This window comes from Candidatus Aenigmatarchaeota archaeon (assembly GCA_016932615.1).
GTDB lineage: Archaea > Aenigmatarchaeota > Aenigmatarchaeia > QMZS01 > QMZS01 > JAFGCN01.
The window spans coordinates 1-22,247 of record JAFGCN010000017.1; the positions used below are offsets into that span (position 1 = coordinate 1).

General features: G+C 46.3%; 24 protein-coding genes. 14 read left to right on the top strand and 10 right to left on the bottom strand.

All coding sequences use genetic code 11. The features are described from left to right. Positions 1 to 895, bottom strand: an 895-nt coding sequence (locus tag JW727_04385; GenBank protein MBN2095261.1) for a hypothetical protein, incomplete at its 3' end; no start/stop codon positions are given. Positions 896 to 914: 19 nt separating this feature from the next. On the opposite strand from JW727_04385, the gene JW727_04390 reads away from it, so the two are divergent. Genes JW727_04390 through JW727_04410 form a run of 5 tightly spaced genes read left to right on the top strand, consistent with a single transcriptional unit; the run spans position 915 to position 7,262 of the window. Then, on the top strand, positions 915 to 1,310 hold the full coding sequence (locus JW727_04390; protein MBN2095262.1) for a hypothetical protein: 396 nt from the start codon (positions 915 to 917) through the stop codon (positions 1,308 to 1,310). Beyond that, the gene (locus JW727_04395; GenBank protein ID MBN2095263.1) at positions 1,307 to 1,675 is read left to right on the top strand and encodes a hypothetical protein; all 369 of its coding nucleotides are present in this window, start codon (positions 1,307 to 1,309) and stop codon (positions 1,673 to 1,675) included. Before JW727_04390 ends, JW727_04395 begins: the two co-directional genes overlap by 4 nt. Next, the gene (locus JW727_04400) at positions 1,650 to 2,144 is read left to right on the top strand and encodes a hypothetical protein (protein ID MBN2095264.1); all 495 of its coding nucleotides are present in this window, start codon (positions 1,650 to 1,652) and stop codon (positions 2,142 to 2,144) included. The genes JW727_04395 and JW727_04400 overlap by 26 nt, the downstream gene beginning before the upstream one ends. Next, positions 2,141 to 6,013, top strand: a complete 3,873-nt coding sequence (locus JW727_04405; protein ID MBN2095265.1) for a DUF2341 domain-containing protein — start codon at positions 2,141 to 2,143, stop codon at positions 6,011 to 6,013. Before JW727_04400 ends, JW727_04405 begins: the two co-directional genes overlap by 4 nt. Position 6,014: 1 nt before the next feature. Further along, positions 6,015 to 7,262: a hypothetical protein gene (locus JW727_04410; protein MBN2095266.1), complete on the top strand. Its 1,248-nt coding sequence runs from the start codon at positions 6,015 to 6,017 to the stop codon at positions 7,260 to 7,262. Between the two features lie 146 nt (positions 7,263 to 7,408). Here JW727_04410 and JW727_04415 read toward each other — a convergent pair whose 3' ends face one another. From JW727_04415 to rps28e, 3 genes are read right to left on the bottom strand one after another with little or no spacing between them, the layout of a single operon-like run. After that, a complete protein-coding gene (locus tag JW727_04415) occupies positions 7,409 to 7,837 on the bottom strand; it encodes a hypothetical protein (protein MBN2095267.1) in 429 nt (142 codons plus the stop codon). A 45-nt stretch (positions 7,838 to 7,882) separates the two neighbouring features. Further along, the gene (locus tag JW727_04420; protein ID MBN2095268.1) at positions 7,883 to 8,041 is read right to left on the bottom strand and encodes a 50S ribosomal protein L24e; all 159 of its coding nucleotides are present in this window, start codon (positions 8,039 to 8,041) and stop codon (positions 7,883 to 7,885) included. 2 nt (positions 8,042 to 8,043) lie between these two features. Further along, complete coding sequence (gene rps28e, locus JW727_04425) at positions 8,044 to 8,232, bottom strand: 30S ribosomal protein S28e (protein MBN2095269.1); 189 nt, start codon at positions 8,230 to 8,232, stop codon at positions 8,044 to 8,046. 64 nt (positions 8,233 to 8,296) lie between these two features. Between rps28e and JW727_04430 the strand changes: the two genes are divergently transcribed. Continuing rightward, on the top strand, positions 8,297 to 9,007 hold the full coding sequence (locus JW727_04430) for a helix-turn-helix domain-containing protein (protein ID MBN2095270.1): 711 nt from the start codon (positions 8,297 to 8,299) through the stop codon (positions 9,005 to 9,007). Here JW727_04430 and JW727_04435 read toward each other — a convergent pair. Then, positions 8,979 to 9,296 carry a hypothetical protein gene (locus tag JW727_04435; protein MBN2095271.1) on the bottom strand — a complete coding sequence of 106 codons (318 nt, stop codon included), beginning with the start codon at positions 9,294 to 9,296 and terminating at the stop codon, positions 8,979 to 8,981. The two genes, JW727_04430 and JW727_04435, sit on opposite strands and share 29 nt — an antisense overlap. 24 nt (positions 9,297 to 9,320) lie before the next feature. Between JW727_04435 and JW727_04440 the strand changes: the two genes are divergently transcribed. Then, positions 9,321 to 9,698, top strand: a complete 378-nt coding sequence (locus JW727_04440; protein MBN2095272.1) for a hypothetical protein — start codon at positions 9,321 to 9,323, stop codon at positions 9,696 to 9,698. A gap of 62 nt (positions 9,699 to 9,760) precedes the next feature. Here the strand turns inward: JW727_04440 and JW727_04445 are convergent, their stop codons facing one another. Further along, the gene (locus JW727_04445; GenBank protein ID MBN2095273.1) at positions 9,761 to 9,961 is read right to left on the bottom strand and encodes a DUF3850 domain-containing protein; all 201 of its coding nucleotides are present in this window, start codon (positions 9,959 to 9,961) and stop codon (positions 9,761 to 9,763) included. A 34-nt stretch (positions 9,962 to 9,995) separates the two neighbouring features. Between JW727_04445 and porA the strand changes: the two genes are divergently transcribed. From porA to JW727_04470, 5 genes are read left to right on the top strand one after another with little or no spacing between them, the layout of a single operon-like run. Beyond that, positions 9,996 to 11,129, top strand: a complete 1,134-nt coding sequence (porA, locus tag JW727_04450; GenBank protein ID MBN2095274.1) for a pyruvate ferredoxin oxidoreductase — start codon at positions 9,996 to 9,998, stop codon at positions 11,127 to 11,129. A gap of 54 nt (positions 11,130 to 11,183) precedes the next feature. After that, positions 11,184 to 12,593 (top strand): hypothetical protein, encoded by a 1,410-nt coding sequence (locus tag JW727_04455; GenBank protein MBN2095275.1) that lies wholly within the window; start codon positions 11,184 to 11,186, stop codon positions 12,591 to 12,593. Positions 12,594 to 12,630: 37 nt separating this feature from the next. After that, on the top strand, positions 12,631 to 13,512 hold the full coding sequence (locus tag JW727_04460) for a hypothetical protein (protein MBN2095276.1): 882 nt from the start codon (positions 12,631 to 12,633) through the stop codon (positions 13,510 to 13,512). 2 nt (positions 13,513 to 13,514) lie between these two features. Next, complete coding sequence (locus tag JW727_04465; GenBank protein ID MBN2095277.1) at positions 13,515 to 14,762, top strand: MBL fold metallo-hydrolase; 1,248 nt, start codon at positions 13,515 to 13,517, stop codon at positions 14,760 to 14,762. Between the two features lie 56 nt (positions 14,763 to 14,818). After that, the gene (locus JW727_04470) at positions 14,819 to 16,603 is read left to right on the top strand and encodes a DUF853 family protein (GenBank protein MBN2095278.1); all 1,785 of its coding nucleotides are present in this window, start codon (positions 14,819 to 14,821) and stop codon (positions 16,601 to 16,603) included. A 60-nt stretch (positions 16,604 to 16,663) separates the two neighbouring features. Here the strand turns inward: JW727_04470 and JW727_04475 are convergent, their stop codons facing one another. The 4 genes from JW727_04475 to JW727_04490 are packed head-to-tail and all read right to left on the bottom strand — an operon-like array spanning position 16,664 to position 19,641. After that, positions 16,664 to 17,017: a hypothetical protein gene (locus JW727_04475; protein ID MBN2095279.1), complete on the bottom strand. Its 354-nt coding sequence runs from the start codon at positions 17,015 to 17,017 to the stop codon at positions 16,664 to 16,666. Between the two features lie 3 nt (positions 17,018 to 17,020). Further along, positions 17,021 to 17,794, bottom strand: coding sequence for a hypothetical protein (locus JW727_04480; protein MBN2095280.1), 774 nt, complete (start codon positions 17,792 to 17,794; stop codon positions 17,021 to 17,023). A 48-nt stretch (positions 17,795 to 17,842) separates the two neighbouring features. Then, a complete protein-coding gene (gene pscS / locus JW727_04485) occupies positions 17,843 to 18,955 on the bottom strand; it encodes an O-phospho-L-seryl-tRNA:Cys-tRNA synthase (GenBank protein MBN2095281.1) in 1,113 nt (370 codons plus the stop codon). Positions 18,956 to 18,990: 35 nt separating this feature from the next. Then, complete coding sequence (locus JW727_04490) at positions 18,991 to 19,641, bottom strand: hypothetical protein (protein ID MBN2095282.1); 651 nt, start codon at positions 19,639 to 19,641, stop codon at positions 18,991 to 18,993. 55 nt (positions 19,642 to 19,696) lie between these two features. Between JW727_04490 and JW727_04495 the strand changes: the two genes are divergently transcribed. Together JW727_04495 and JW727_04500 are read left to right on the top strand one after the other, a co-directional pair. Next, positions 19,697 to 21,580: a threonine--tRNA ligase gene (locus JW727_04495; protein MBN2095283.1), complete on the top strand. Its 1,884-nt coding sequence runs from the start codon at positions 19,697 to 19,699 to the stop codon at positions 21,578 to 21,580. Further along, complete coding sequence (locus JW727_04500) at positions 21,577 to 22,191, top strand: LysE family transporter (protein ID MBN2095284.1); 615 nt, start codon at positions 21,577 to 21,579, stop codon at positions 22,189 to 22,191. The genes JW727_04495 and JW727_04500 overlap by 4 nt, the downstream gene beginning before the upstream one ends. Positions 22,192 to 22,247: the final 56 nt, after the last annotated feature.

The window sequence follows — 22,247 nt, forward strand, 5'->3', positions numbered from 1 at the left end:
GGATATTCTGTTTTTCCAGTATATCTATCCATCCCTCTATCTGCTCATTTGTGACGCCAAATTTTTCCTGGACTTCCTTGACCGGGATTGGGCCTTTTCTTAGAAGCTCTACAAAGAGGTCGATGCTGGTCTCGATGATATCACTTCCTTCAAAACTCTGCTCTATCGCTTTCTTACTAAGGTGGTCCAGTATTTTTTTTGAACATATGGTCCCAATTAGGCTCCCCTTGTTGGTTACGATAAGAATGTCTGTGTTTCTGGTAGACATTTCCTCAAGGGCTTTTTGAATGGGTTTATCTGATTCTATCATATAGGTTGCATCATTGAAGTCCTTTGCAATTGCCTTTTCAAAACCTTTGTTTTGAAGAGACTTTAATATGCTTAAGTGAGTAATGATGCCGGTAACAGCGTATTTTTTTGAAACTATGACAAATGAATTCTTCTCCAGCAGGATCAGGACGTCTTTAATTGGCAAATCTTCACTTACTACTTCTGCGGGCTCAGCAAGGTCTATGGTCTTGGTCTGCGCCAGGACTTTTTTTAGGGTGTCCTGCTCAGTTTCTTTTTTTTCTCTGGCTTTTTCTGGAGACCTATCTATTTTCCGGGAAGACCCTTTTTTTTGAATATGCTTTTTTGAGGTTTCTCGAAGGAGAGTCTCCCTTATTTTTCTTTTACCCACATTTTTCACGGATTTTTTGCTATTTTTAAAATTGCCCTTAATACCTGCCGCCTTTTTTAGAAGCTTTTCTTTCTTTTCAATGGTTTTCTTTTTCTGGCTTGAATTTTTCTTATGGCGGGGGCTTACATTTTTTTTAGCGTTAGGCAAATCGCGCCTGGCCTTAATTGCCTTTGTTTTGGATTTTATCGGATTTGCCTTCTTTGAGAACTTCCTCATAATATAGTTATATAGATTTATGAAGGGTCAGATTTCCGTAGAAATGCTTATCGTTGTGGGCTTAGGCATGCTTATAGTAAGCATATATATACTATATGGATATGCCTCTATAGATAGCTATAAGAAAGGAAACGACCAGTTTTTGCTAAAAGATTCTCTTGAAAAAATCGCAACTACCGCAAAGTTTGTAGCTCTTCAGGGGGAGCCGGCAAAACAGACTGTGAATGTGTGTTTTCCAATGTCTCTTGAAACCTGCTCTGTTTACAACACTACTCTTCAGTGTTCCCTCAGGACTGGCGAGTATATTTATCAGGATTCTGAAGTGGTTTTGAATGGCACAATGCCCGGTATTTCTGGTTGCTGGAACATTGTTGTGGAAGCCAACCCTGCGTTTGTCAATCTTTCCATATCATGAGATGCCAGGCGTCTGTTGAGCTTCTTTTGCTTCTTGGAATTCTTTCTGTGATTTTTGCCATATCTTTTAGCTATTATGTTGGATATGGAATATACCAGGCCTCCGTTTCGACAGGCGGTGACTATCGTTCGGTATGCAAGCAGATTGCAGGCGAGATTGACAGTGCCCTTCGCATTGGCCCGGATTATGAGAGGTCATTTTATCTTCCTTATGGAGACTATAACGCAACACTCCAGAATTATGAGATTGTCGTTAATTATCCTTCTGGCATGGCAGTCTGTTACACATACGTAAATATCACTCGGAACCTGACTATTGGAAAAAATACCGTAATATATAATGGAACCGGCTTCTACCTTGAGTAGAGCATCAAAGGGCCAGATGCTTTCATTTGATTTCCTGATTGTGTGCTCGGTTTTCCTTTTCCTCGGAGCGCTTTTAGTCATCCAGGCGGGATATGCCGTAAAGGAGTCGATGGAGATTGAGCGAAAGGATGTTATTTTGAGGGATGCGAACACCCTGGGGGAAATTTTTTTCAGGGAGGGGTATCCGCGAGACTGGAATGCAGCGAATGTGCAGATACTGGGGCTTGAATCTTCAGGAAGGATTAGCGATGAAAAGCTGGAAAAATTTGGGCAGCTCGATGTAGGGCGTACAATGATCCTTATGGGGCTTGAAAGTGAATATAATATTACCGTTTTATGCGGCGATGAAGTTGTTAGGTCGTACGGGGCGGCTTATGATGGTGCCTCGTCTATTGTCAAGAAAGAGCGTGTCGTGGTTTTGGAGAATGGGACTATTGCAACAGTAAGGGTTCTTGTTTTTGAAAGATGAAGGGAATTGTGTTTTCGCTGGATTTAGTGCTGGGGATTTCACTTATGGTGCTTCTCCTGGCATCAAATTACTATCTTTTTTCGCCACAACCCTTTTATGAGGAAACCGGGATGGACCAGAAGTCTGCCCTTGCAAGAGATTTTCTGGAAGCTCTTGCAACGATGCGCGTCAATGAAACAACACAAAGCCCGACGCTTAACCAGCTCAAGGGAGGAGGGCTGACGGACGATGAGATGGAACTTTCTGTCCTGGACTTCATTTTGACCTACTGGGCTTACTCGAATCGGGAGGGTGATTACACTAAAAGGGATTATGCGGAAAATATAACAAAGGAACTGATAAACGCCACAAGGTGCCTGGAGCGATATAATTTTTCCCTTAGCATAGGCAGCGACCCGGTGGTTGGAGACTATGCCGGCACGCAAAATTCTGTTGTAGTTTCCTCCCTGATTGAAAATACCTACAGCTCAAACTCAAGGCATGGCTATATGGCAAGGGCTTACCTGAATGGGATAAAAACTGAGCGGTCAAGATATTTGTACTTTGGAGGGTTTGTGGGTCAGGGAAATATTTCGGCTCTTCTTGAGCTTCCGGAATATGAGTCTGTTACCGGGGCGGAGCTCAATGTTTTTTCCGGGGCAAACCTGTCTCTTTATATAAACAGTAATTTTTCGGGGTATTTTTCCATAAACGAAAGCGCCCCTAATTTTACCGCAAATATTGTTTCCTCCGGCATCAACATCTCCAACTTCCGGGAAGGTAACAATACCTTAGGGATTTTATTTAATTCCACGGATTACCGCTATTCATATATTGGAGGTGGATTTCTTCGTGTCGATTATACAACAAGTGCCTTTTACGATGAAAAGCCGGGTCTGGTTGAGGAATACAGATTTCCTGGAATAGAAGGGCTTATCAATGTTTATGATGGGGTGTATCTTCAGGGAAACGTCACCGAAATACACCTTCACTATTATAATGAAATCCCGGGTTCTGAGGTTTACCTTAATTTTGCCAATGCCACGCTTTACAACAGCAATGCTTCCGGGGAGTCATTAATTGAACTCAATGAATCGAACATTTCCGAAGGCCTTGCGGGGGCAGGGCTTAATGTGCAGGGTTTGACAGGAAGCACTGTGCCCTTGAGGGTGGGAATAAGGAGCCTTAATTATACCCGGGGTCAGGGTTTTGGAGATGCCGTGCTGATAACTGATGTTTCTGGCAGTATGAGCACGTGCGATGTTTACTCGAACAATTCCTGCGACTGCGATGCGCCTCCACCATGCTACCGAAACAGGATAAATGTTGCAAAGGATTCCGATCGGGAGTTTGTCAGTGGAATGCTGGGGCTTAATGGAAACAGGGTTGGGCTCGTCTCTTTCGATGATGCGCTTTCAGGATCCATATCTCTGACGGGGGACAACCAGACGCTTCAGAGCGAAATAGATACCTATGTTTCCGGTGGAGGAACTTGCATATGTTGTGGTATTGAAAAAAGTACAGAACTTCTTTCACAAAAATACCTTTCCGTTGACGCTTTGCCGAGCGGCTCGATATGGAAGTACACTACAAGCTATCCTCTTTTGGCCCCTCCGGAAATGGACGGAAGAAACTGGACCGACAAAGACTACAATGATTCCGCATGGGCGGAGGGTCCTGCTGCCCTTGGATTTTTTAACATAAGCTGGGACTACCGAAGGCAGCTTAACCTTTCAAATGCCGCCGGAGCCCTTTACAGCTATCCTGTCAGGATATCAATTAACCTTTCTGGAGATTACTCTGACGGCAGGGTAAAGCAGTACTGTGGGGATGCAAGGTTTACATATTATAATTCAACCTCCGGCACCGAAACTGAACTTCCCTACCTTATTGAAAGCTGCAACCTTTCTGGCAGCGACAATGCCACTTTTTGGGTCAGCGTGCCTTACATGGCTGCAAGCTCAGAAACAACACTTTACCTATACTATGGAAACCCCTCAGCATCCCCTGGAAATAACCTTTCAATTTGCCCCGCAGGTGTTCAGGGCGGAAGATGCCTGCTGTTTTATGGCGGCTTTGAGGATTCTTCTGCCGTCGGACCTACAGGGTTTAATACTTCTGTCTGGTCGGTGGATTATGGAAGCGATGGCGATGAGTGTAGAGTTCACACAGACTCGGCGGACGTGCGCACTGGCTCTTGGGGTGGGGAGATGGAGGAAGGCGACGAGGGAGAGGTTGCCATAAGCACTCGTGATGGGCTGCTGAACCTTTCGGGCTGCACTAACTGCCGTCTTGATTTTTGGATTAAGCTCACCACCAACTGGGAAGATGCTGACCGGATATATGTCGATGTTTATGATGGCTCCTGGCATTATGGAGAGCTGAATTTGAATGGAGAAACTTACGATACCGGAAACTGGCACCAATTTACACTCAATCTTTCTGAGTATGATACCTCTAGCCCAGTCAGGGTGAGGTTTGATAATGAAGCTAGCGATGATAACGAGGAAGCTCATCTGGATGATGTAATGATATATCACTATGCCCTCTCCGAGCCGTATCTTGGATCGATAGGCAGCCAGGAAGGGACAACTGCCGTATTAAGTTCGAATGTCTCCACAGTTTTGGCAAATAATGGTGGGGACTACTACTTCAGGAAAAAGTTCTTTATCGAAAGCACAGAAATGCTAATAAATTCTTCCCTATATGTTTTTTCTGACGATGCCGCTGAAGTTTACCTCAATGGAAACCTTATCGACAATGATACTTCAGAGCATAATGCCTCCTACTGGAACCGCGTTATGCCTTTTGATAAATCTCTTTTCCGGCTCGGCTGGAATGTGGTTTCTGCAAGGGTTAAAAATGACGACTCCTCTGCGGCTCTTTTTGACCTGCGCCTGGAAACTGTTGTCGGAAGAAAAAGGGCAATGCTTGTAATGAGTGATGGCGGTGCTAATTATGAGTGCACACCCTGGCAGTACAGCACTTATCAGGGTCCGGTGGATGCAATCCAATACTCCTGCAATGCGAGGGATGACAATATTACGGTATATTCTGTTGCTTTTGGCTCTGATGCAGACACACTAACACTCAAGAAAATCGCCTGCTGGAACTGCTCTGCAAATAATTGGCTTCCAGGGGAAAATGAGACCAACTGCTCGAAGTACTTCCAGAGCAACAATGAGGAGGAGCTTATGGAAATCTATAAGAGGATAGCTGATGATATTGTCAACATGTCTGCGCAGCGCCAGGCGGTTTACGTTCAGGGTGACTGGGGCTTTAGAAACGTGCTGTACAATGATTCGCGTATGAGCATAAACCTTACAGAGGAATCAGTTTTTGGAGAAGGTGAATTTTTGCTTACCTTTGAGAAAAACTGCACAGGCGGATACTGCATTCTTAACAAGTCTGCTGATGTTTCCCTGATTGACGCAAGAGTTACTTCTTATTCGGGTGATTATTGGGCCGACCTGATTCAGGTTTCAAACTCTTCAGGGCACGTTTCAACGATTTACAACTTGTCAACATATGGGGATTTTGAAGTTCTGGGAGACCCTTACAGCATAAAGCTTCCTTCGGATTTCTTTTCCGACGGAGCAAACAACATTACGCTTTATCACGGCATCGAGAACGGAAACCCTCAAAACCAGTCGAAGGCATACCGGGTCATATATTCCATAAAAGTTCCGGGTTCGGTGGGATATGGTGGGGATGAATTTGTGTTTAATACCTCACAGGAGGCAAGAGACAATGCAACTGAGCGGCTTATACAGCATATTGAATCAAAGACCGGAGAGGAAATCAGCAGCTATGAGATAAGCACTTCTCTTACAATAGAAGGCATAAGGGAACTTTCACAAATTGCTCTTGTGAGGTTTATTATGTGGTAATATGAATGGCTTTCTTTATTCCGGGCTTATGGTTCTGGTCCTGTTTGCTCTTTTTTCAATAATGCTTGTGCAAAGGGAAAGAGTAAGCGAAGAAAGAGAAACATTTTCACTTAACGATAGGCTGATGGATATGGATGCTTCTTATGACAGCATAGAGCGCAGCATACATACCCTTTGTGATGTTTCGCTCAGGCGCGCCATAATATCATCCGAGAACTCGGTTTTGATTGATGGGGTATCATTTTTTTCTGGCGGGCAAAAAGCTCCGGACGCAATAAAGCAGCTGATGTGGAATGGAACACTGCCAGCTACCGGCGAGGAAGTAACATTTATGGAAAATAACACTCTTGAGCACAATCTGGAGCTCCTTGAGGAATATTATTCTCGTAACCCAAAGGGATACAATGTCTCAATAGACTTTGGCTATGAGAGTGCAAAGGTCGGGCTTTATGATGCCTTTAATGTCTTCATAAACTCTACCGTTGAGGTGAATATTTCGAAAGAAGGTGTGGCGAACCTTTCTAGAAGATTTATTGTTCTGGAGAAAGTTTCAATCTTGGGGTTTGAAGACCCGCTTTACCTGGAAAACCTTACCGGGGGAACGCTTTCCCGGGTTTTCAACAAAAGCCAGCATACTGATAACTTTACCCGAAGGGTGCCTCTGATTGTTTTATCCGGAAATGGGAACTGTTATGGTGAGCTTACGGACGATGCAGGCGCTTCTGAAAAGGAACATAAAATATTCTTCAATGATACTGTTTATCCCGGCCTGGATTCATTTTGTGGGGTGGTTTACGAGTCAGGAAGCGAGCCTGCTACAAGCTACCTGAGAGTGGATTCGCTGGCGGGGCTTTCATCTCTGTCAGGCCAAAGCTTTCTTATTTTTGGAAGCGCTGAATCATGGAGTGAGGAAGATGGGCTTTTGGACGTTTCAAATCTCATTGTTCATGTCCGGGAAGGAAGCTATATAAACTCAAGCAGCGCCCCCAGCTTTTTCGACGCGCTGGAGGGAACATTTGAATGCACTTATTGCGCCGAGTATGGCCCTGTGGGTCTTGAGACCGTACTTGACAAAAACATCCTTTCCGCACCGGAACTTCACATCAATGTAAACACAACCGCCTCCAACACGCTTCATGAATACCTCCAGGGGCAGGCGGGGGAAAAGTTTGGGCTGAACGAATCCTCAGTTGACCCGACATTTTATGAATTCCGGCTGGATGGCTCCTCCGGAAGTTATCTTGGTTAGTTGAGAGGTTTATTTTTTCAATACCCCAGGGCTTGCCCTGGTTGGGAGGAGGTCATTTTGTTTGTGAAATTTGGCGGCCTGTAGAATATAGTTTCTTTGGAGCGGCTAAAAGAAAAAAGGTTAAACTAAAAAGCAAAAAGAATGACTTACTGGAAGTATCCGGATTGAAGTGTCTGCGTTCTTGTCTGTGAAAGTGAGCTTCCCGCTTTTGTGTAGGTCAGGCTGGCACCAACATCATTTGCTCCGTTATTAGGTACATAGAGTATAAATACCTGGTTTGCATTGACCGTTGCTGGGCTTGGAAGAACACATCCGCTGGGAAGGCATGCTGTCAAATTTATTCCTTCCCCCCTGTTCTTAACTTCAAGCGCGAGGTGGCTGCCGTTGTACGAGTGTGCATTGTATGCAAAGTCGCTGAAGCATGGTGTGCAAGGTGGGGTAGTTGTGCTTGAGCCGGAGCTGAATACTCCCATGGAGTAAAGGGCAGCTACTGCAATTACAACTATCGCTATTGCTATGCCGTAAGTCATTAAGTATTCTAAGGACACCTGTCCTTTGAATCTTCGTGCATTCATAACTATTGTAAGATGTTATATATAAGTTTAGCAGTATGCCACTGGCTACTCTTTTTCAATTGCCCACTTGCCTTTTTTCCTGCCCATAAGAGAGTACTTTCTGCACTTGGATGAGCAAAAGTGCATATTTTGTCCTTTATTGTTGACATACAGTATGCCTATTCCCTTCTTCACAGTTTTGCCGCAAAAAAAGCAGTTTACCATATTTATACCCCCACAACCTCCATATCGGTCTCCTTAAGGTAAATTACATCTCCCTCCTTGACTCTACCGATTACCGCCCGGTTAAGCACCTTATTTTGCTTTGTTCCTTCGATTATACGGCACTTTACAAGCGAAATCCCTTTTGGGCCTTTCCTTTTGAGAACCTTGATTACTTCGGCTGCGTCTGCCATATTTAAGATACCGATTAACATTTAAATTAGCAGATTTTACTATTTTAAACAAATATTTATCCTTATGGAATACCTGGAGGAGCTTAAAAAGAAGATTGCAGGCGAAATCGTGCTGTCTGAGAATGCCGGCGAAACCATAAAAAAGTGGAGACAGCTCTTTAGAATCTCCCAGACGGAGCTTGCTTCAAAGCTTGAAATAAGCCCTTCAGTCATATCGGACTACGAGTCCGGGCGCAGGAAATCCCCCGGGACAAAGCTTATCCACAGGGTGGTAGAGTCTCTTATGGATATAGACTCTGAGCGTGGGGGAAAGATAATCGAGGAATTTACCGGAATCTACAAGGGGAACAAATTTAGCTCATTTGTGCTTGCCATGAAGGAGTTTTCGAGGCCAGTTGGCATAAAGGAGTTTTTAAAGGAAATTGACGGGGAGGTCTGCTACCCGTTTTTGGACGAGAATATCTATGGCTACTCGCTTATCGACAGTGAAGCGGCAATTATTCACTTCTCCCCGACAGATATTACTACAATAACCTCCCTTATCAACAACCACTGCCTGATTTTTACCAACCTTTCGAGGGGCAGGTCCCCGCTTATTGCCATACGGCTTGCAAACCTGAGGCCCGGCCTGGTGGTGCTTCACGGCATAGAGAAGGTTGACGACACAGCATTAAGGACCGCCAGGATAGACAAAATACCTCTTGCGATATCGTACACCTCCACAAAAGACCGGCTTTTGGAGCGGCTTAAGGCAGTTGATAAGCTATTTGGATAGTTTTGAACTTTTCAGGGCCGTACACCAGCAGGTATTTTACGCTTTGGCCACCGGGCGGGGCTTTTCCGACACTAACAGGAAAGCAGAGAGTTTCTTCAAGGCGGGTCTCAATTTCACTTTCCTCCATGGAAGCGAGCTTTCCGCTTTTTTCGAGGTTGCTAAGCCCGCCATATATCTTTTCTTCATATTCCGGGCTTGCTGCATGATTGGAGCTGAGCACGGCTATGGCAGAGATTATAATTAGCGAGGCTATGAGCGCTTCAAGTGAGAAAAAATAGCCTTTTTGCATAATAAAGATACTACAAGTATATTGATGGGGGATTGGAAAGGAGTGATAATCGAAGAAAGTTTGGGCAATAAAGAGCTTCTTGAGGATGCTGAGATTGTTGGGAGGTATAAACGGGATTTGGAAAGTGAAGGGGAAAAGGGCTTGTTTCACTTTTACAAGGTCAGGGTTTCGGATGATGTTATAGAAAAGGTGATCCGGAAGGGCAAAAGTGCAATAAAGCGGGGCTGGTATATTCACCTGTGCAAGGATGACCTTATGGTCATAATTTACAAGGACCGTAGCTTTCGGCACATAAAAGGGGACAAGGAGAGCTTGGTCGAGCTGAGGGATTATGGGAAATCAATAGGAATAGGTGATGCCCGGCTTCCAGATGAGTCTTTCTTAGAGAATCCCTGGGCTTAGAGACTATTCCAGTGACCTTACGATAAAACCCTTCTCCAGAACCTCTTCTTCTGCCCAGAAGTTCAGGTTTTTGTATTCATCACAAAAGCCACCTTCTTTTCCAGGACTCTCCTAGTGTAACTCTTTTTTCTTGGGCCCCATTCTTTGAGAAGGAGTGTGTCGCCAGGTGAGCAGTCAAAATCTGCAAGACGAAGGTCAAACTTTTTTTTGCCGCTTAGGGCTCTTTCGAAAAGGTCGGGCCAGGATTTCTTTTCGATACGCATAATTGATTTTTTCTTATATCCTACTAGTATAATTATGAGAGTTCCCTTGACCGGAGCGCACGCGGCAACTGAGGCAATCCGGCAGATAAACCCTGATGTTTTTGCAGCTTATCCAATAACCCCTCAGACGCCGATAATAGAGAAATACTCGAAGTTTATCGCAGATGGTGTTGTCAGCACTGAAATGGTGAGGGTGGAGTCCGAGCACTCTGCGATGTCTGCCTGTGTAGGCAGTTCTGCGGCAGGGGCAAGAACATTTACTGCCTCAAGCTCGCAGGGTCTTGCGCTCATGTTTGAGATTTTGCCTATAGCTTCCTCACTTCGCCTTCCAATCGTGATGCAGGCCGTCGCAAGGGCCCTTTCAGGCCCTATCAACATACACTGTGACCATAGCGACATCATGGCCTGCCGTGACACCGGCTGGATACAGATTTTTTCCGAAAACGCCCAGGAGGCGTATGAAAATACCTTCCTTGCAACAAAGCTTGCGGAGAGAGTTTCACTTCCTGCGATGGTGGTGCAGGATGGGTTTGTAACCTCCCATTCGGTAGAGGGCGTCGAGCTTCTTGAAGACAAGGTGGCTGCAAAGTTTGTTGGAAATTATTCACCGAAATTTGCCCTGCTTGACCTGAAACATCCCGTAACTCTTGGGCCTTTTGCGCTTCAGGATTACTACTATGAATTCAAGATGCAGCAGGAGGCTGCGATGTCAAATGCGAAGAAGGAATACCTGAAAGTAGGGCGCGAGCTTGGTCTAGTTACGAGAAAAAAGTATCCTTATTTTGAGCCATACCGGCTAAGGGACGCAAAGTCCGTTATTGTCGCTGCCGGCTCGACGGCAGGAGTGATAAAGGATGTTGTTGACGAGCGGCGGGCAAAGGGCGAGAAAGTAGGGCTTTTGAAAATAAAGCTGTTCAGGCCGTTTCCGACAAAAGAAATCGAGCAGGCGCTCAGGGGAAAGGCAGTTGCTGTTCTGGACAGGAGCATGTCTTTTGGCGCAAAGCCGCCATTGTATCTCGACATAAAAGACGCCTGCGGAAAAGCAGCCAGTTATATTTACGGGCTTGGCGGAAGAGACATCTTCTCTTCCGACATCCACAAGGTATTTGACGAACTGAAGAAGAAAAAGCTGGATGGTCAGGTAAAGTATATAGGTCTTAGAAGCTGATTCCAATTATCCAGAATTATGCTTATATATAATAATCTATCTAATACTATAGTTATGGCAAGCCTTTTGCAGCACTTCGAAAGAGCTTTTAGTGCTTACCGAAAGAACCTGATTCCGTATACATTCTCGGCGCTTCTTGTTTGCTTTGCTGCCGTTTTTGTCATGTTCCTTGGAATGCTTGTTTTCGTGCTTAACTCGGAGTCTGTCTTTTACTCGGAGGAGTTTATGAACCAGGCGGAGCTTGACCCTGCAGTAGTGTTGCTCGCATTGATGACACCGGGAAACATAGCGATACTCTTTACCTTCTCTTTTTTGGCTCTCGTTGCATTCCTGTATATGTCTGCCGGAGTTTATGGAGTTTGTCTTGAGGGGCTCAGGGGAAGAGTCTCTGTAAGGGCATTTTTCAGTTCCGTTGCAAGGCGTGGCGGGTCGTACCTAATCGCTTCACTCATCCTTTTAGGTTTCCTGATGGGATTTATCGTGCTTGCAATGTTTGTTCCAATATTTCTTTTTGTAAGCATGCCTGTTGCTGCGGCAGTTCAGTCTTATCTTGTCTGGTTTTTGCTCATTTATTTCCTGGGCTTCCTTCTTACGCCTTTCTTCTTCTCTGTCCTTCCAGCCATAGTTTCCGGAAGGGGGATAATAAATGCTTTCAGGGAGAGTATGGCTGTAGGCAGGGATAATTACCTTGAGCTTTTGCTTCTTGAGGTGCTTCTCTTTACAGGTTTTTTTGTTTCTGCGCTCATTCCATACATTTGGGCGGGAATTTTGTTTTTCATTTCCGTGCCTATTGCTACATTTGTCAACTGCTCCTTTTACCTTGACAGGGTAAGCCCAGCTAAGATGGGTGCGCACAAAGAATCCCCAAAGCAACCTTCCGGGCAGAGAAGAATTCCTGCAAGGGTTATGCCTGCCAGGGCTGCGGCTGAAAACCAAAGGCCTGCAAAGGAAAGCGAGTTTATAGAGGAGCCGCCCGTTGACTTTACAGTTTCAGAGTCAAAGAAAAAGCTTGTTTCGGAGCTTAGAGAAAGGGCTATTTCGGAAGACCGGAAAAAACAAGGGCAAAAGAAAAAGCAGGTGTCCGCTGCAACCGCCAGAAAGAAGAAAAAAGATACTCTCAAGACAAAATCGGCAAAGAAGCCAAAGTTGAAGAAGCCGATTGTGAAAAAGAAGCCTGCAGAAAAAAAGCAAAAAAAGAAAGTGCCTGTGAAAGAAGCCCGCGCGAAAAAGGCAGGCCCAGCAACTAAGGAAACTGCTGCCGAGCCCGCAGCAATTGCCCCCATTCCAAGCGCACCTTCAAAAGCTCCTTTAAAAAAGAAGCCCGTGAAGAAAGTGAAAACTCCTGCCGCAAGGCATTCAATTGTGCAGAGGGCAATTGCAAAGCACACGACTGCAAAGAACCGGGACATTGAGCTTTTCCAGCAGCTGGAGTTGCCAAAAAATAAGCCAAAGAAGGGCAAGTGAGTGCTAGAGGGCTATTAATTATATAATATAGTCAATTATGGTGACATTTACAGAACACCTCAGACGAAGTTTCGGAGCTTATATTCGCAATTTCCGGGTAATAGCGCTTGCGCTCATCATTGCAGCAATTCCGTCGGCAATGCTGGTGGGGCTCGGATTTTACGCAGTGTCTGACTTCTCTTTTGGCGAAGCGGGGCGACTTGCAAAGGAGACCTACTTTGCTGACAGAGTTTCTATTTGGGAGGACTCACCTTACCCTCCTGAACTGTTTTCCCCCTGGTTTTTTGTGTTCGAGGGCCTGGCGGCCATCGTGACATCATATATGCTTGCGGGAACCTATGGGGTATGCCTTTCTGCCATAAAAGGGCGGCCATCTCTTTCTGATTTTTTCAGGTCTCTTCGGGAAAGTGGGGTTACCCTTGTTTTGTCAAAAATCGCACTTCTTGCAGGGCTTACTGTTTCGCTTGTGCTTTTGTTTCTTACAGGCCTTGTTTTCGCAGCGGTTGCTAACGCAATTTTCTCGGTTTCTGAAGGGCTGCTTGGCATGCTTTTCGTTCTGTTTTTTATCCTGATAATCGCTCCTATTTTGCCTCTTGTGCTGCTCGTGTCCCCTTCAGTTGTTTCTGGCAGAAGCGTAGTTGAGGCGTTCAGGGAGAGTTACGCCCTGGGCATTAAGCATTATTGGGGGATTGTTGGGCTTATCCTGGTGGCTATGGTTCTGATGGTTGTAAGCGGAATTCTGGGTGTTTTAAATGCCCTGGCGGCACTTCTTTTTTCCGGATTTTTTGTTTCACCCCTGATTGCGCTGCTGCTGTCCTCATACTACCTTGATAAATCAGGCAAAAAACAGGCAAGGGGCTCTGAGATGACGCCACGGAATGCGGCAAAGAAGAAAGTGACACAATCGAGGAGGAAGTGACAATGATGCTTAATTTTCTTGGAGGGTGCAATGAAGTGGGGAGAGCCGGCTTTGTGGCAAGTGACAGGAATTCGAATCTTCTTCTTGAGTATGGGGTAAAGCTTCAGCCAAAAATAGAGCTCCCTTCAGTTCCTACCGTAAAGCTCGACGGCGTTTTTATTTCACACGCTCACCTTGACCATAGCGGAATGGCGCCGCTTCTTTACCGGCTCCAGAACCCAAAGCTCTATGCAACTTCCGCAACGATGGACCTTATGCATCTCCTTCTTGAAGACTACATAAAGGTCGGAAAGCTTACGAGGGGCTTTTCCGAGTTTACTGCCCGCGACATGGACATGATGAACCGAAATTTCAAGCGGTGCTCTTACAATAAGCAGTTTCGTGTCGGAAACCTCGACTGCAGGATTTTTCCGGCGTACCACATCCCAGGAAGCGCTTCGATTCATTTAAGAGGCGCAAAGTCGCTTCTTTTCACAGGCGATATTGCTCAGTCCAAGACCTACCTTCTGGGCTACCACCACATAAACTATCCAAAGACCGACTGCCTTATGATGGAAACAACTTATGCCGCTGAAGACCATCCGGACAGGGAAAGAGAAGAGAAGAGGTTCATTGAGAAAATAAAGGAATATGCCGGAGGCATAGTCCTTCTTCCAAGCTTTGCTGTCGGAAGGGCGCAGGAGCTTCTTCTGATGCTCCACGCAAACGGGATAAAGCAGGACATTTATCTTGACGGCATGGCGCAAAAAGCGGCGGACATAATACTCTACCACAAAAATGAGCTTAGGGATGCGCATGAGCTTAAGGAAGCGATGAAGAAAGCGCACTTTGTGAAGACAAAGAAGCAGAGAGCCGCCATATGCAAGAAGGGTGGGATTGTACTGACGACTTCAGGCATGCTTAGCGGAGGACCAATATGCTATTACCTCAGGAAAGTGCGGGACGATTCCGATGCTTGCCTTCTTCTTACTGGCTACCAGGCGGAAAACACTCCCGGTTATGGCGTGCTTAAGACGGGCTACTTTGAAAATGAGGAGGATGGCCGGTACAAGGTGAATCTTGAGGTGATGAAATACGATTTTAGCGGCCATGCCGGAAGAAGCGAACTCTTTGGCCTGATTAAAAATGTAAAGCCGAAAACGGTCGTGTGCGTTCATGGAGAGCATACCAAGAGATTCTCTGAGGAAGTCCGCGACAGGTTTCACATTGAGGCATTTGCACCCAGGAATGGAGACGTACTTGAGGTTTAGATTTCTGTTTTTGCCCGGGCATGCGATTCTATTTTATTTCATAAGTGTATTCAGTTATGCCAAAAGTTCTTCTGGGAAAGAACATTATCGACAAGCCCGTCAATTGGGAGATTGAAAAGGAAAAAAACCCGCATCTGCTCGTTTTGGGGACTTCCGGGTGCGGAAAGACGGAAACCCTGAAGGCGATAATACATGACCTTAACGCCGCAAAGGTGCCTTCACTTATAATTGATTTTCACAGCGAGTTTTCCGGGGTCGGGGATAAAGTCCTGAATATGAGGGACTCAGGAATGAACCCTCTTGAGTTTTCAGAGCATGAAACTCCTGAGTCGGTAGTTTATGAGGTTTCAGGAATCATAAAGAAGATATTCGGGCTTGGCGAGATACAGCAGTCAATAATCAGGCAGGCGCTGAAAAACAGCTACCTTGAAATGGGAATTGATGTTCGAAGGGAAGGCCCCGCGGAAAGCTATCCTACCTTTTCAGATGTAAAACAGCATATATACCAGCTTGAAACTCCATCAACAAAGAGAAACATAGAGTCTCTCATGAGTAGAATTGACCCTCTTTTTGAGCTTGAGCTTTTCCAGAGCAGCAACCAGATTGCTTTTTCAGACCTCCTGAACGGGACGACTGTAGTTGACCTGAAGAACTTTCCGACCGAAGAGATAAAGTCGGTTATCGCGGAGTTTTTCCTTGCAAAGCTATCTTATTATATCTACTCGCTTGAAAAGTCAAAGCAGATGAAGCTTTATGTTGTTGTAGATGAGGCGCACCGCCTTATGTATGAGGGCTCTCCTCTGGACCGTTTTTTGAGGGAGTCCAGAAAGTATGGCGTTGGAGTGATTCTTGCTTCGCAGCGGCCCACAGACTTTAACGAAACAGTTCTCGCCAATGCGGGCGTGTTATTAAGCTTTCAGTGCACACTGGAGAAGGATGCAGTTTTTGTGGGAAAGCAACTGGGCCTTGACTCAAAGAAGGTAAGAAACTTGATTGAGCCAGGAATTGGTTATGTCAAGTTCTCGCGGTCCGATAAGGCCGAGCGGGTCCATATAACCCGGCTTCAGGACAGGATGACCGAAGAGGAAAAAGCGAAAATGAAGGAGCAGGCGAAATATTCCGGCAAAAAAACCGAGAAGCGCGAGCCACAAAAAGTGGTTCCCCGGGTTAAGCCAGAAGACCTCTTAATTGAAAACGATTCTCTGGGAAAAGATGGTCCTGATGAGGAAGAGGTTACTGCTGAGAGAAAGGAGCCGGTTTATGACGAGCGGGAGGAAGAGCCGCAGGAAGATGCCCTGGGCGCAGAGGAAGCCTTGGCGGAGAATGAAGATGAATCCGAAGACAAGGGGCGGGAGGAGACTTCAGATGATGAAGCGCCGAAAAAAGAAAGAAAAAGGCATCCTGATGACAGTGGCGGCGAAAAAACAAGGGAGGAGCTCGAAGAAGAATACCGAAAGAAGGAAATCGAGGAGGAACTTGAGCGCAAAAAAAGCGAAGCGGTGGAATCAGATGAACGCCGGGAAAAGCATGTACACCACGAGACGCACAGGCAATCAGAATCCGGGGGCGATTTTTCACTTTCAAAGCTATTCTTTTTCGACAACGAATCGATCGGAATCCGCCCAGTTGTAAGGGCTGCCTTTATCACGCTCATGTTTATTGCGGGTTTTTGGCTTCTGATTATGCTTAACATGAACTGCTGGCTGTTCTTCTGCCTTGCTGTTTTGTGGACTCCCCTTACTGCTGAGCTTTTCAGGGTGGAGGGACACTCGAAGATAATTTTTGACATTTTCCGGCTTATTTTTACCCTGGTGCTGGTTTACCTTTTTGTAGTCTTTTAGCTTTTTGAAATACAGGCACCAAAGTTTATAAAAATCAAAACTCTCAAAAAAATCAAAAGTTTATGCAAGCACTCTTTCCATGTCTTTTGCCTTCAAAAACTGCAAGCGGTTGTCTATTTCCCTCGACAGGAGCTTAAAGAAGATTATCTGGTCGTCTGCGAATTTTCTCTGCTTTCCAGCAGACTCGCTTTTGGCAAGCTCTTCTCCGACTGCGCCAAAGAAGGTGGCCCATGCGTCGCATACATCTCTTGTCGCTCTCAGTTTTTTGGGGTCTCGTTCAAGCTCAGCTTTCTTAATCTCCTTGAGGAGGAAACTTACTGCCTTGTTATAATCATTTTCGGTTTTCTTGGCAAATTCCCTGATGTTCTTGACTGGCTTTTTGGTGGTTTTCCCGGAAGTTTTTTTCTGTTTCATATTTTAAATTCGGGAGTAAGCCCCCTGAACTGCTTTGCCGCTGCTGCTAACTCTGCCTTTCAGCTTCCATGCCCCTATGCCTACTGCTCCAGCGCCAAGCACTGCTGCTATGGCCATCGGGTCGACAGAGCCGGAGTCGGTTGTCAGAAGGTCCTGCGCTTTTTCAATCGCTTGCTGTACGATTCCCTGGTCTGATGTACTGCCTACTGCGGGTTCGGTTGCAACAGGGCTGGAAACATCCGCTAATGAGGGGGTGGTTAGTGCAGGATTGTAGCCTGAAGATCCGGGAGTGTTGTCCCTGATAAGGCCAAGGTAGCTGGATTGTGTGGAGCTAAGCTCGCCTGCGTAGGATATAGCTCCTGCATCTTTTATTACCGCCTGTCCTAGCTCTGAGCCCGCTTCTGGCAAGTCCAGCCAAGAGGCATCTGGAATCTGCCCTGCATCATTAAGTGTTCTAAGGGCTTCTTCGGCAGTTTGGGTTTTGGTCGCATGCTCATAGAGCTTTGATGCTTCGCTTAGGTTGCCTTTGGTGGCATGCACATAGAAGTTCATGAGCAGGGAGTCACTACTCAGGTAGTCTGCCCCTTCAATTGGAGAGCCTGCACCGCTGGTAGCTGTGCTGGCTAGTCCGCTGGAATAAGCTGTGTCTGTTGTCATTGAAGAGCTGGCTCCTGTGCTGCTGTATGTTGCGTTAACTGTTTCGCCAATGTTCGCAGTAATGGAATCAGGCGTAAGAGCATCTGATCCGCTTAAACTTTCGTGTAATCCTCGTCTCATATAATAGTATATTGCTTGAGAAGATATATAGTAGTTCCACTTTGGAGTTTACTCCAGAAGCCCTTTATTTTCCTCAATTATCTCCCTGAAGGCGTTTACTACTCTGTCGATTTCAGCGTCGGTCAGGAGGTAAGTTGAGAGTTTCATAGACTTTGTCCTTCCGGGCTTTATTCCGCCGATGCCCCGGTCTTTTAATGCCGAGTGGAGGAAAAAGCCCCTTTTCTTGTGCTTTTCGGAAATCCTGAAGAATGGATTTGTTTCAAAATTCAGAAGGTCGTGATTGTGCGGCTTTTCGCCGAGCTGAACCATCCCAAGCTTTTCCATTTCCCTTGAAAACCTTCTTGCCTTTTCAATCTCCTCATCCCATCGTTTTATTCTCTCTTTAACAGCAGGAAAGGAGGCAATAAGTGTCATCAGCGTTGCGCCCCTTGAAGAGCAGCCAAGAATCTCTACTTCCTTGTTTTTGGCAAGCGCGCTTATACGAAACAGCTTTTCAGACCATTCCTTTGTGGTTCCCAGGACCCCGATGGGCCCGCTTGCAGCCATGGACTTGTGGCCTGAGCCAATTATGAAGTCAGCGCCTAATTCAGTCATGGATAGCGGCATCCTTCCTACAGAGTACGCGCCGTTGATTGCAAAGGGCACTTTGAAGTCCGAGCAGATTTTTGCAAGCTTTGCGGCGTCAGGCAGGTTTCCATAAGACCCGTCAGGGTAAGTGAGGACAACAAGCGCGGGCTTTTCCTCCTGCAAGAACTTTACGTAATTTTCGACGTCGATTTTGTGTTCCGGGCTTCCCGAGGAGTCGACCATTTTTACGTCAAGCCCCGAAAGCTCGGCTGAAACGAGCGTCGTGTAGTGGGCATTTCCGTCCACGAGCACGTATTCCCCGTTGTCTTTCAGGGTGTGCATAATGGCGAACATCGCTTCTCTTGCCCCGTTCGTTGTCCTTGCAACGTCGCAGCCCAAAAATTCCGGGAGGTCTTTGTAGATGAACTCCTGAATGTTTGGCTTTTGCACCATATCGAGCCGCCCGCCGCAGAAGTCGCATACCGAGTAGCCGTCCCCCCATTCGACCAGGGCCTGTTTTGCTTCAGGCGTCAGAATTCCTCCTCTCTGGATAGGGTTAAGGTTGATTTCAGGGCGTTCGCGTGCAAGGTCCATAAAATTCTAAGGAAAGTATATTAGTAGCTGCCAGATTAAAGCTTAAGGGTCTTTTTCAGTTCCGAACCTTTGATGGCTGAATCCTTGTCAGCGTATTCGTATTGTTTTCCCTGCACAGTTTCAAATTCCTCTTCGATGTTTTCCCATGGGAAAAGGAAGGACAATGGAAATATTCCCTTTTCTTTGCATTCTTCTTCGCTAAGCGCCCTTGTCTCGTTCGTAAGGTTTCCATAGAAGCACTCTTCAACCCCGCTCATTTTCTGATAGGAATGGTCTGCGTGGTCTGCTGCATACAAGATCCTGCAGCCCGGAAAGGACTCCTTCAGGTCATTTATTGCAGTTTGGGCGGTGAGCCCGAAGCAGTGGTTTCCTTCAACAACGAGAAGGGTGGGTTTTTCCGGAAGTTCGGAAGTTTGAAGCCGCAATATTGCCCGGAGCTCCATATTCCCCTCACTGAAAAAATACTTGTACTGGACCGGAAGAATCCTCAGGACCTTAAGCTTGTAGGCAAGGGTTGTTCCCGGAATTGCCCCCGCCCGAAGTATCGGGACAACTGCATCTACCTTCAGGTTGCTTCTGAGGACATAATCTGATACTTTATCTGCCAGGATTTCCAGGGTTTTGCCATACTCCTGCCAGCTTAGCTGCCTGAAGTCCTCTTTTTTGTAATTTGAAAGGTAGCCCATAATAATAGCTGATTTTGGCTATTTTAGGGTTTCAAATAGATTAAGTCCATTATTTATGAGACTCCTCCTGATTCACTCGGACAAATTGGATTTCAAGGCGAATAAAAAGGCCTTAAAAGACGCTGAGGTGCCTAAGGAAACCGAGGGGCACTTCAAGGACTGCCTGGTGGTTTTCTGGACTGCTGAAGACACAGACACCAACGCGGACAATATCGCGGAAAACGCCTTTAACGAGATAAAGTCAGTTGCAGGGCAGATAAACGAGAAAAACATCATTCTTTACCCTTACGTTCACCTCCTTTTTGGCGCCAAGCCCGCAGGAAAAGACCTGGCGCTTGAAATCGAGGGAAAGCTTGAGGAGAAGCTAAAAGCAGAGTTCGAGGTCCACAAGGCGCCGTTTGGTTATTACAAGAGCTTTGGAATCGAGTGCAAGGGACACCCTCTTTCGGAGCTTAGCCGGGTGATTGGAGGCGAGAAAAAGGAGATTGTCTCCGAAGCCCTGAAAAAGGAGGAAACGCTGAAATCAAAATTCTATGTTTTCGAGCCGGGCGGAAATGAGACTGAAATCCGGATTGAGGACGGAAAGCTTATTGGCTTTAACTTTTCAAAATTCCCGAAGTTCGAAAAGCTCGTAAAGTATGAGCTTGCAAAGAACCGGGCAGTTGACGTCGAACCGCCCCACATAAAGCTGATGAAGAAGCTTGAATTGGCCGATTACGAGCCGGCCTCAGACCCTGGAAACATGAGGTATTACCCGAAAGGAAGGATGATAAAGGCGCTTCTTGAGGAATGGGTCACCAAAAATATGCTTGAGTACGGAGCGATGGAGGTCGAGACTCCTTTGATGTATGACTTAAACCACCCGACGCTTAAGAAATACCTGAACCGCTTTCCCGCAAGGCAGTACCAGATTGACACTCCAAACAAGAAAGTGTTTTTGAGGTTTGCCGCGTGCTTTGGCCAGTTCTTGATGGCGCACGACGCAAACATCTCCTACAGGAATCTGCCTTTACGGCTGTATGAGCTTACAAGGTATAGCTTCCGGGTCGAGCAGAGGGGAGAGCTTGCGGGCCTCAGGCGTCTTCGGGCGTTTACGATGCCTGACTGCCACGCAATGTGCGCTGATATGGAAGAGTCAAAGGTGGAGATGATGAAGCGCTTTGACTTGGCTAAGAAAGTGCAGGAGGGAATCGGGCTTACAATTGAAAATGACTTCGAGTTTGCGCTTCGCCTGGTCAGAAAGTTCTATGACGAGAACAAGGAGTTTGTCCACAAGCTCATAGACAAGATGGGTAAGCCCGTTCTTGTGGAGATTTGGGAGGACCAGTTCTTCTACTTTGTGCTTAAGCACGAATGGAACTTTGTCGATGCGCTTGACAAGGCGGCAACCCTTACGACCGACCAGTTCGATGTAGAAAACTCGAAGACGTACGACATAAACTACGTGAAAAGCGACGGCACTGAGGAAAAGCCGGTAATTCTTCACCTGTCACCGAGCGGCGCAATTGAGAGGGTGCTTTACGCAGTCCTTGAAAAATGCGCCATGGAGCAGGCGAAAGGAAAAAACCCCATTTTGCCTTTGTGGCTTTCGCCCACACAGGTAAGAATCTGCCCGGTGTCCGACGAGTTTGTGGGGCCGGCGGTTGAATTTTCCGAGAAGCTCGAGAAAAACGGCATAAGATCTGACGTGGATGACAGGATGGAGTCGATTCCAAAGAAAGTGAGAAGCGCAGAAATCGACTGGGTTCCCCTGATAATTGTTTTCGGAGAGAAGGAGAAGTCCGGCGAGCTTGTGGTGCGCTTCAGGGAAACCGGAAAAACCGAGAAGATGTCGTTCGACGGGCTTGTCAAGTACATGAATGAGAACACGAATGGGATGCCTTTCAGGCCGCTTCCCGTGCCAAAGCTTCTTACCAGGCAGGTCAAGTTTGTCGGATGATTATGCCTTATCTGGAGAGCATTCTCTTGGGGGTTTCTCTAGCTGCAATTCCCGGCCCGGTATTTTTTGAGGTAATGCGGAGAACTTTAGCCCGGGGCTTTGGGAAGACATCCCTGCTGATTCTTGGCGTCTTCTTGGCTGATTTTTTGCTTCTGGTCTTGACCTTTTATGGCCTAAGCCAGTTTCTTGCAATTGGCTGGCTAAGTGTAGCAATGTATCTAGCAGGAGGGCTTCTCCTCATATTCATAGGGGTTAGCTCGATGCGAATAAGTGAAAAAGAAATCAAACAGGCGTCGAAGAAGAAAGCTTCGGAAACCAACTCTGCCTTTATGGGTTTTGGCCTTGCTTTTACAAGCCCACTGTCGATTGCCGTTTGGATTTCCCTGGGTGGATCCTACCTTGCCCAGTACGCAGTGCGCTCAGTTGCGCTTACCCATATGCTTATGCTTGCCTTTGGAGTCATGGTTTTCTTTTTTGGCCTTGCTTTTGCGGTTCACACGTTCAGGGGCAAGATTGAGTCCAAATACATTTTGGCAACTTCAAAACTGTTTGGCCTGGTTCTGATATGCTATGGGGTTTATGCTTTGTCCGGCTTGGCAAATTTTGCCTGACTGCAGGCATTTTATTTTTTGGCAGAGCTTCTTTTCAGCCCAAGTGCTGCAAAAAG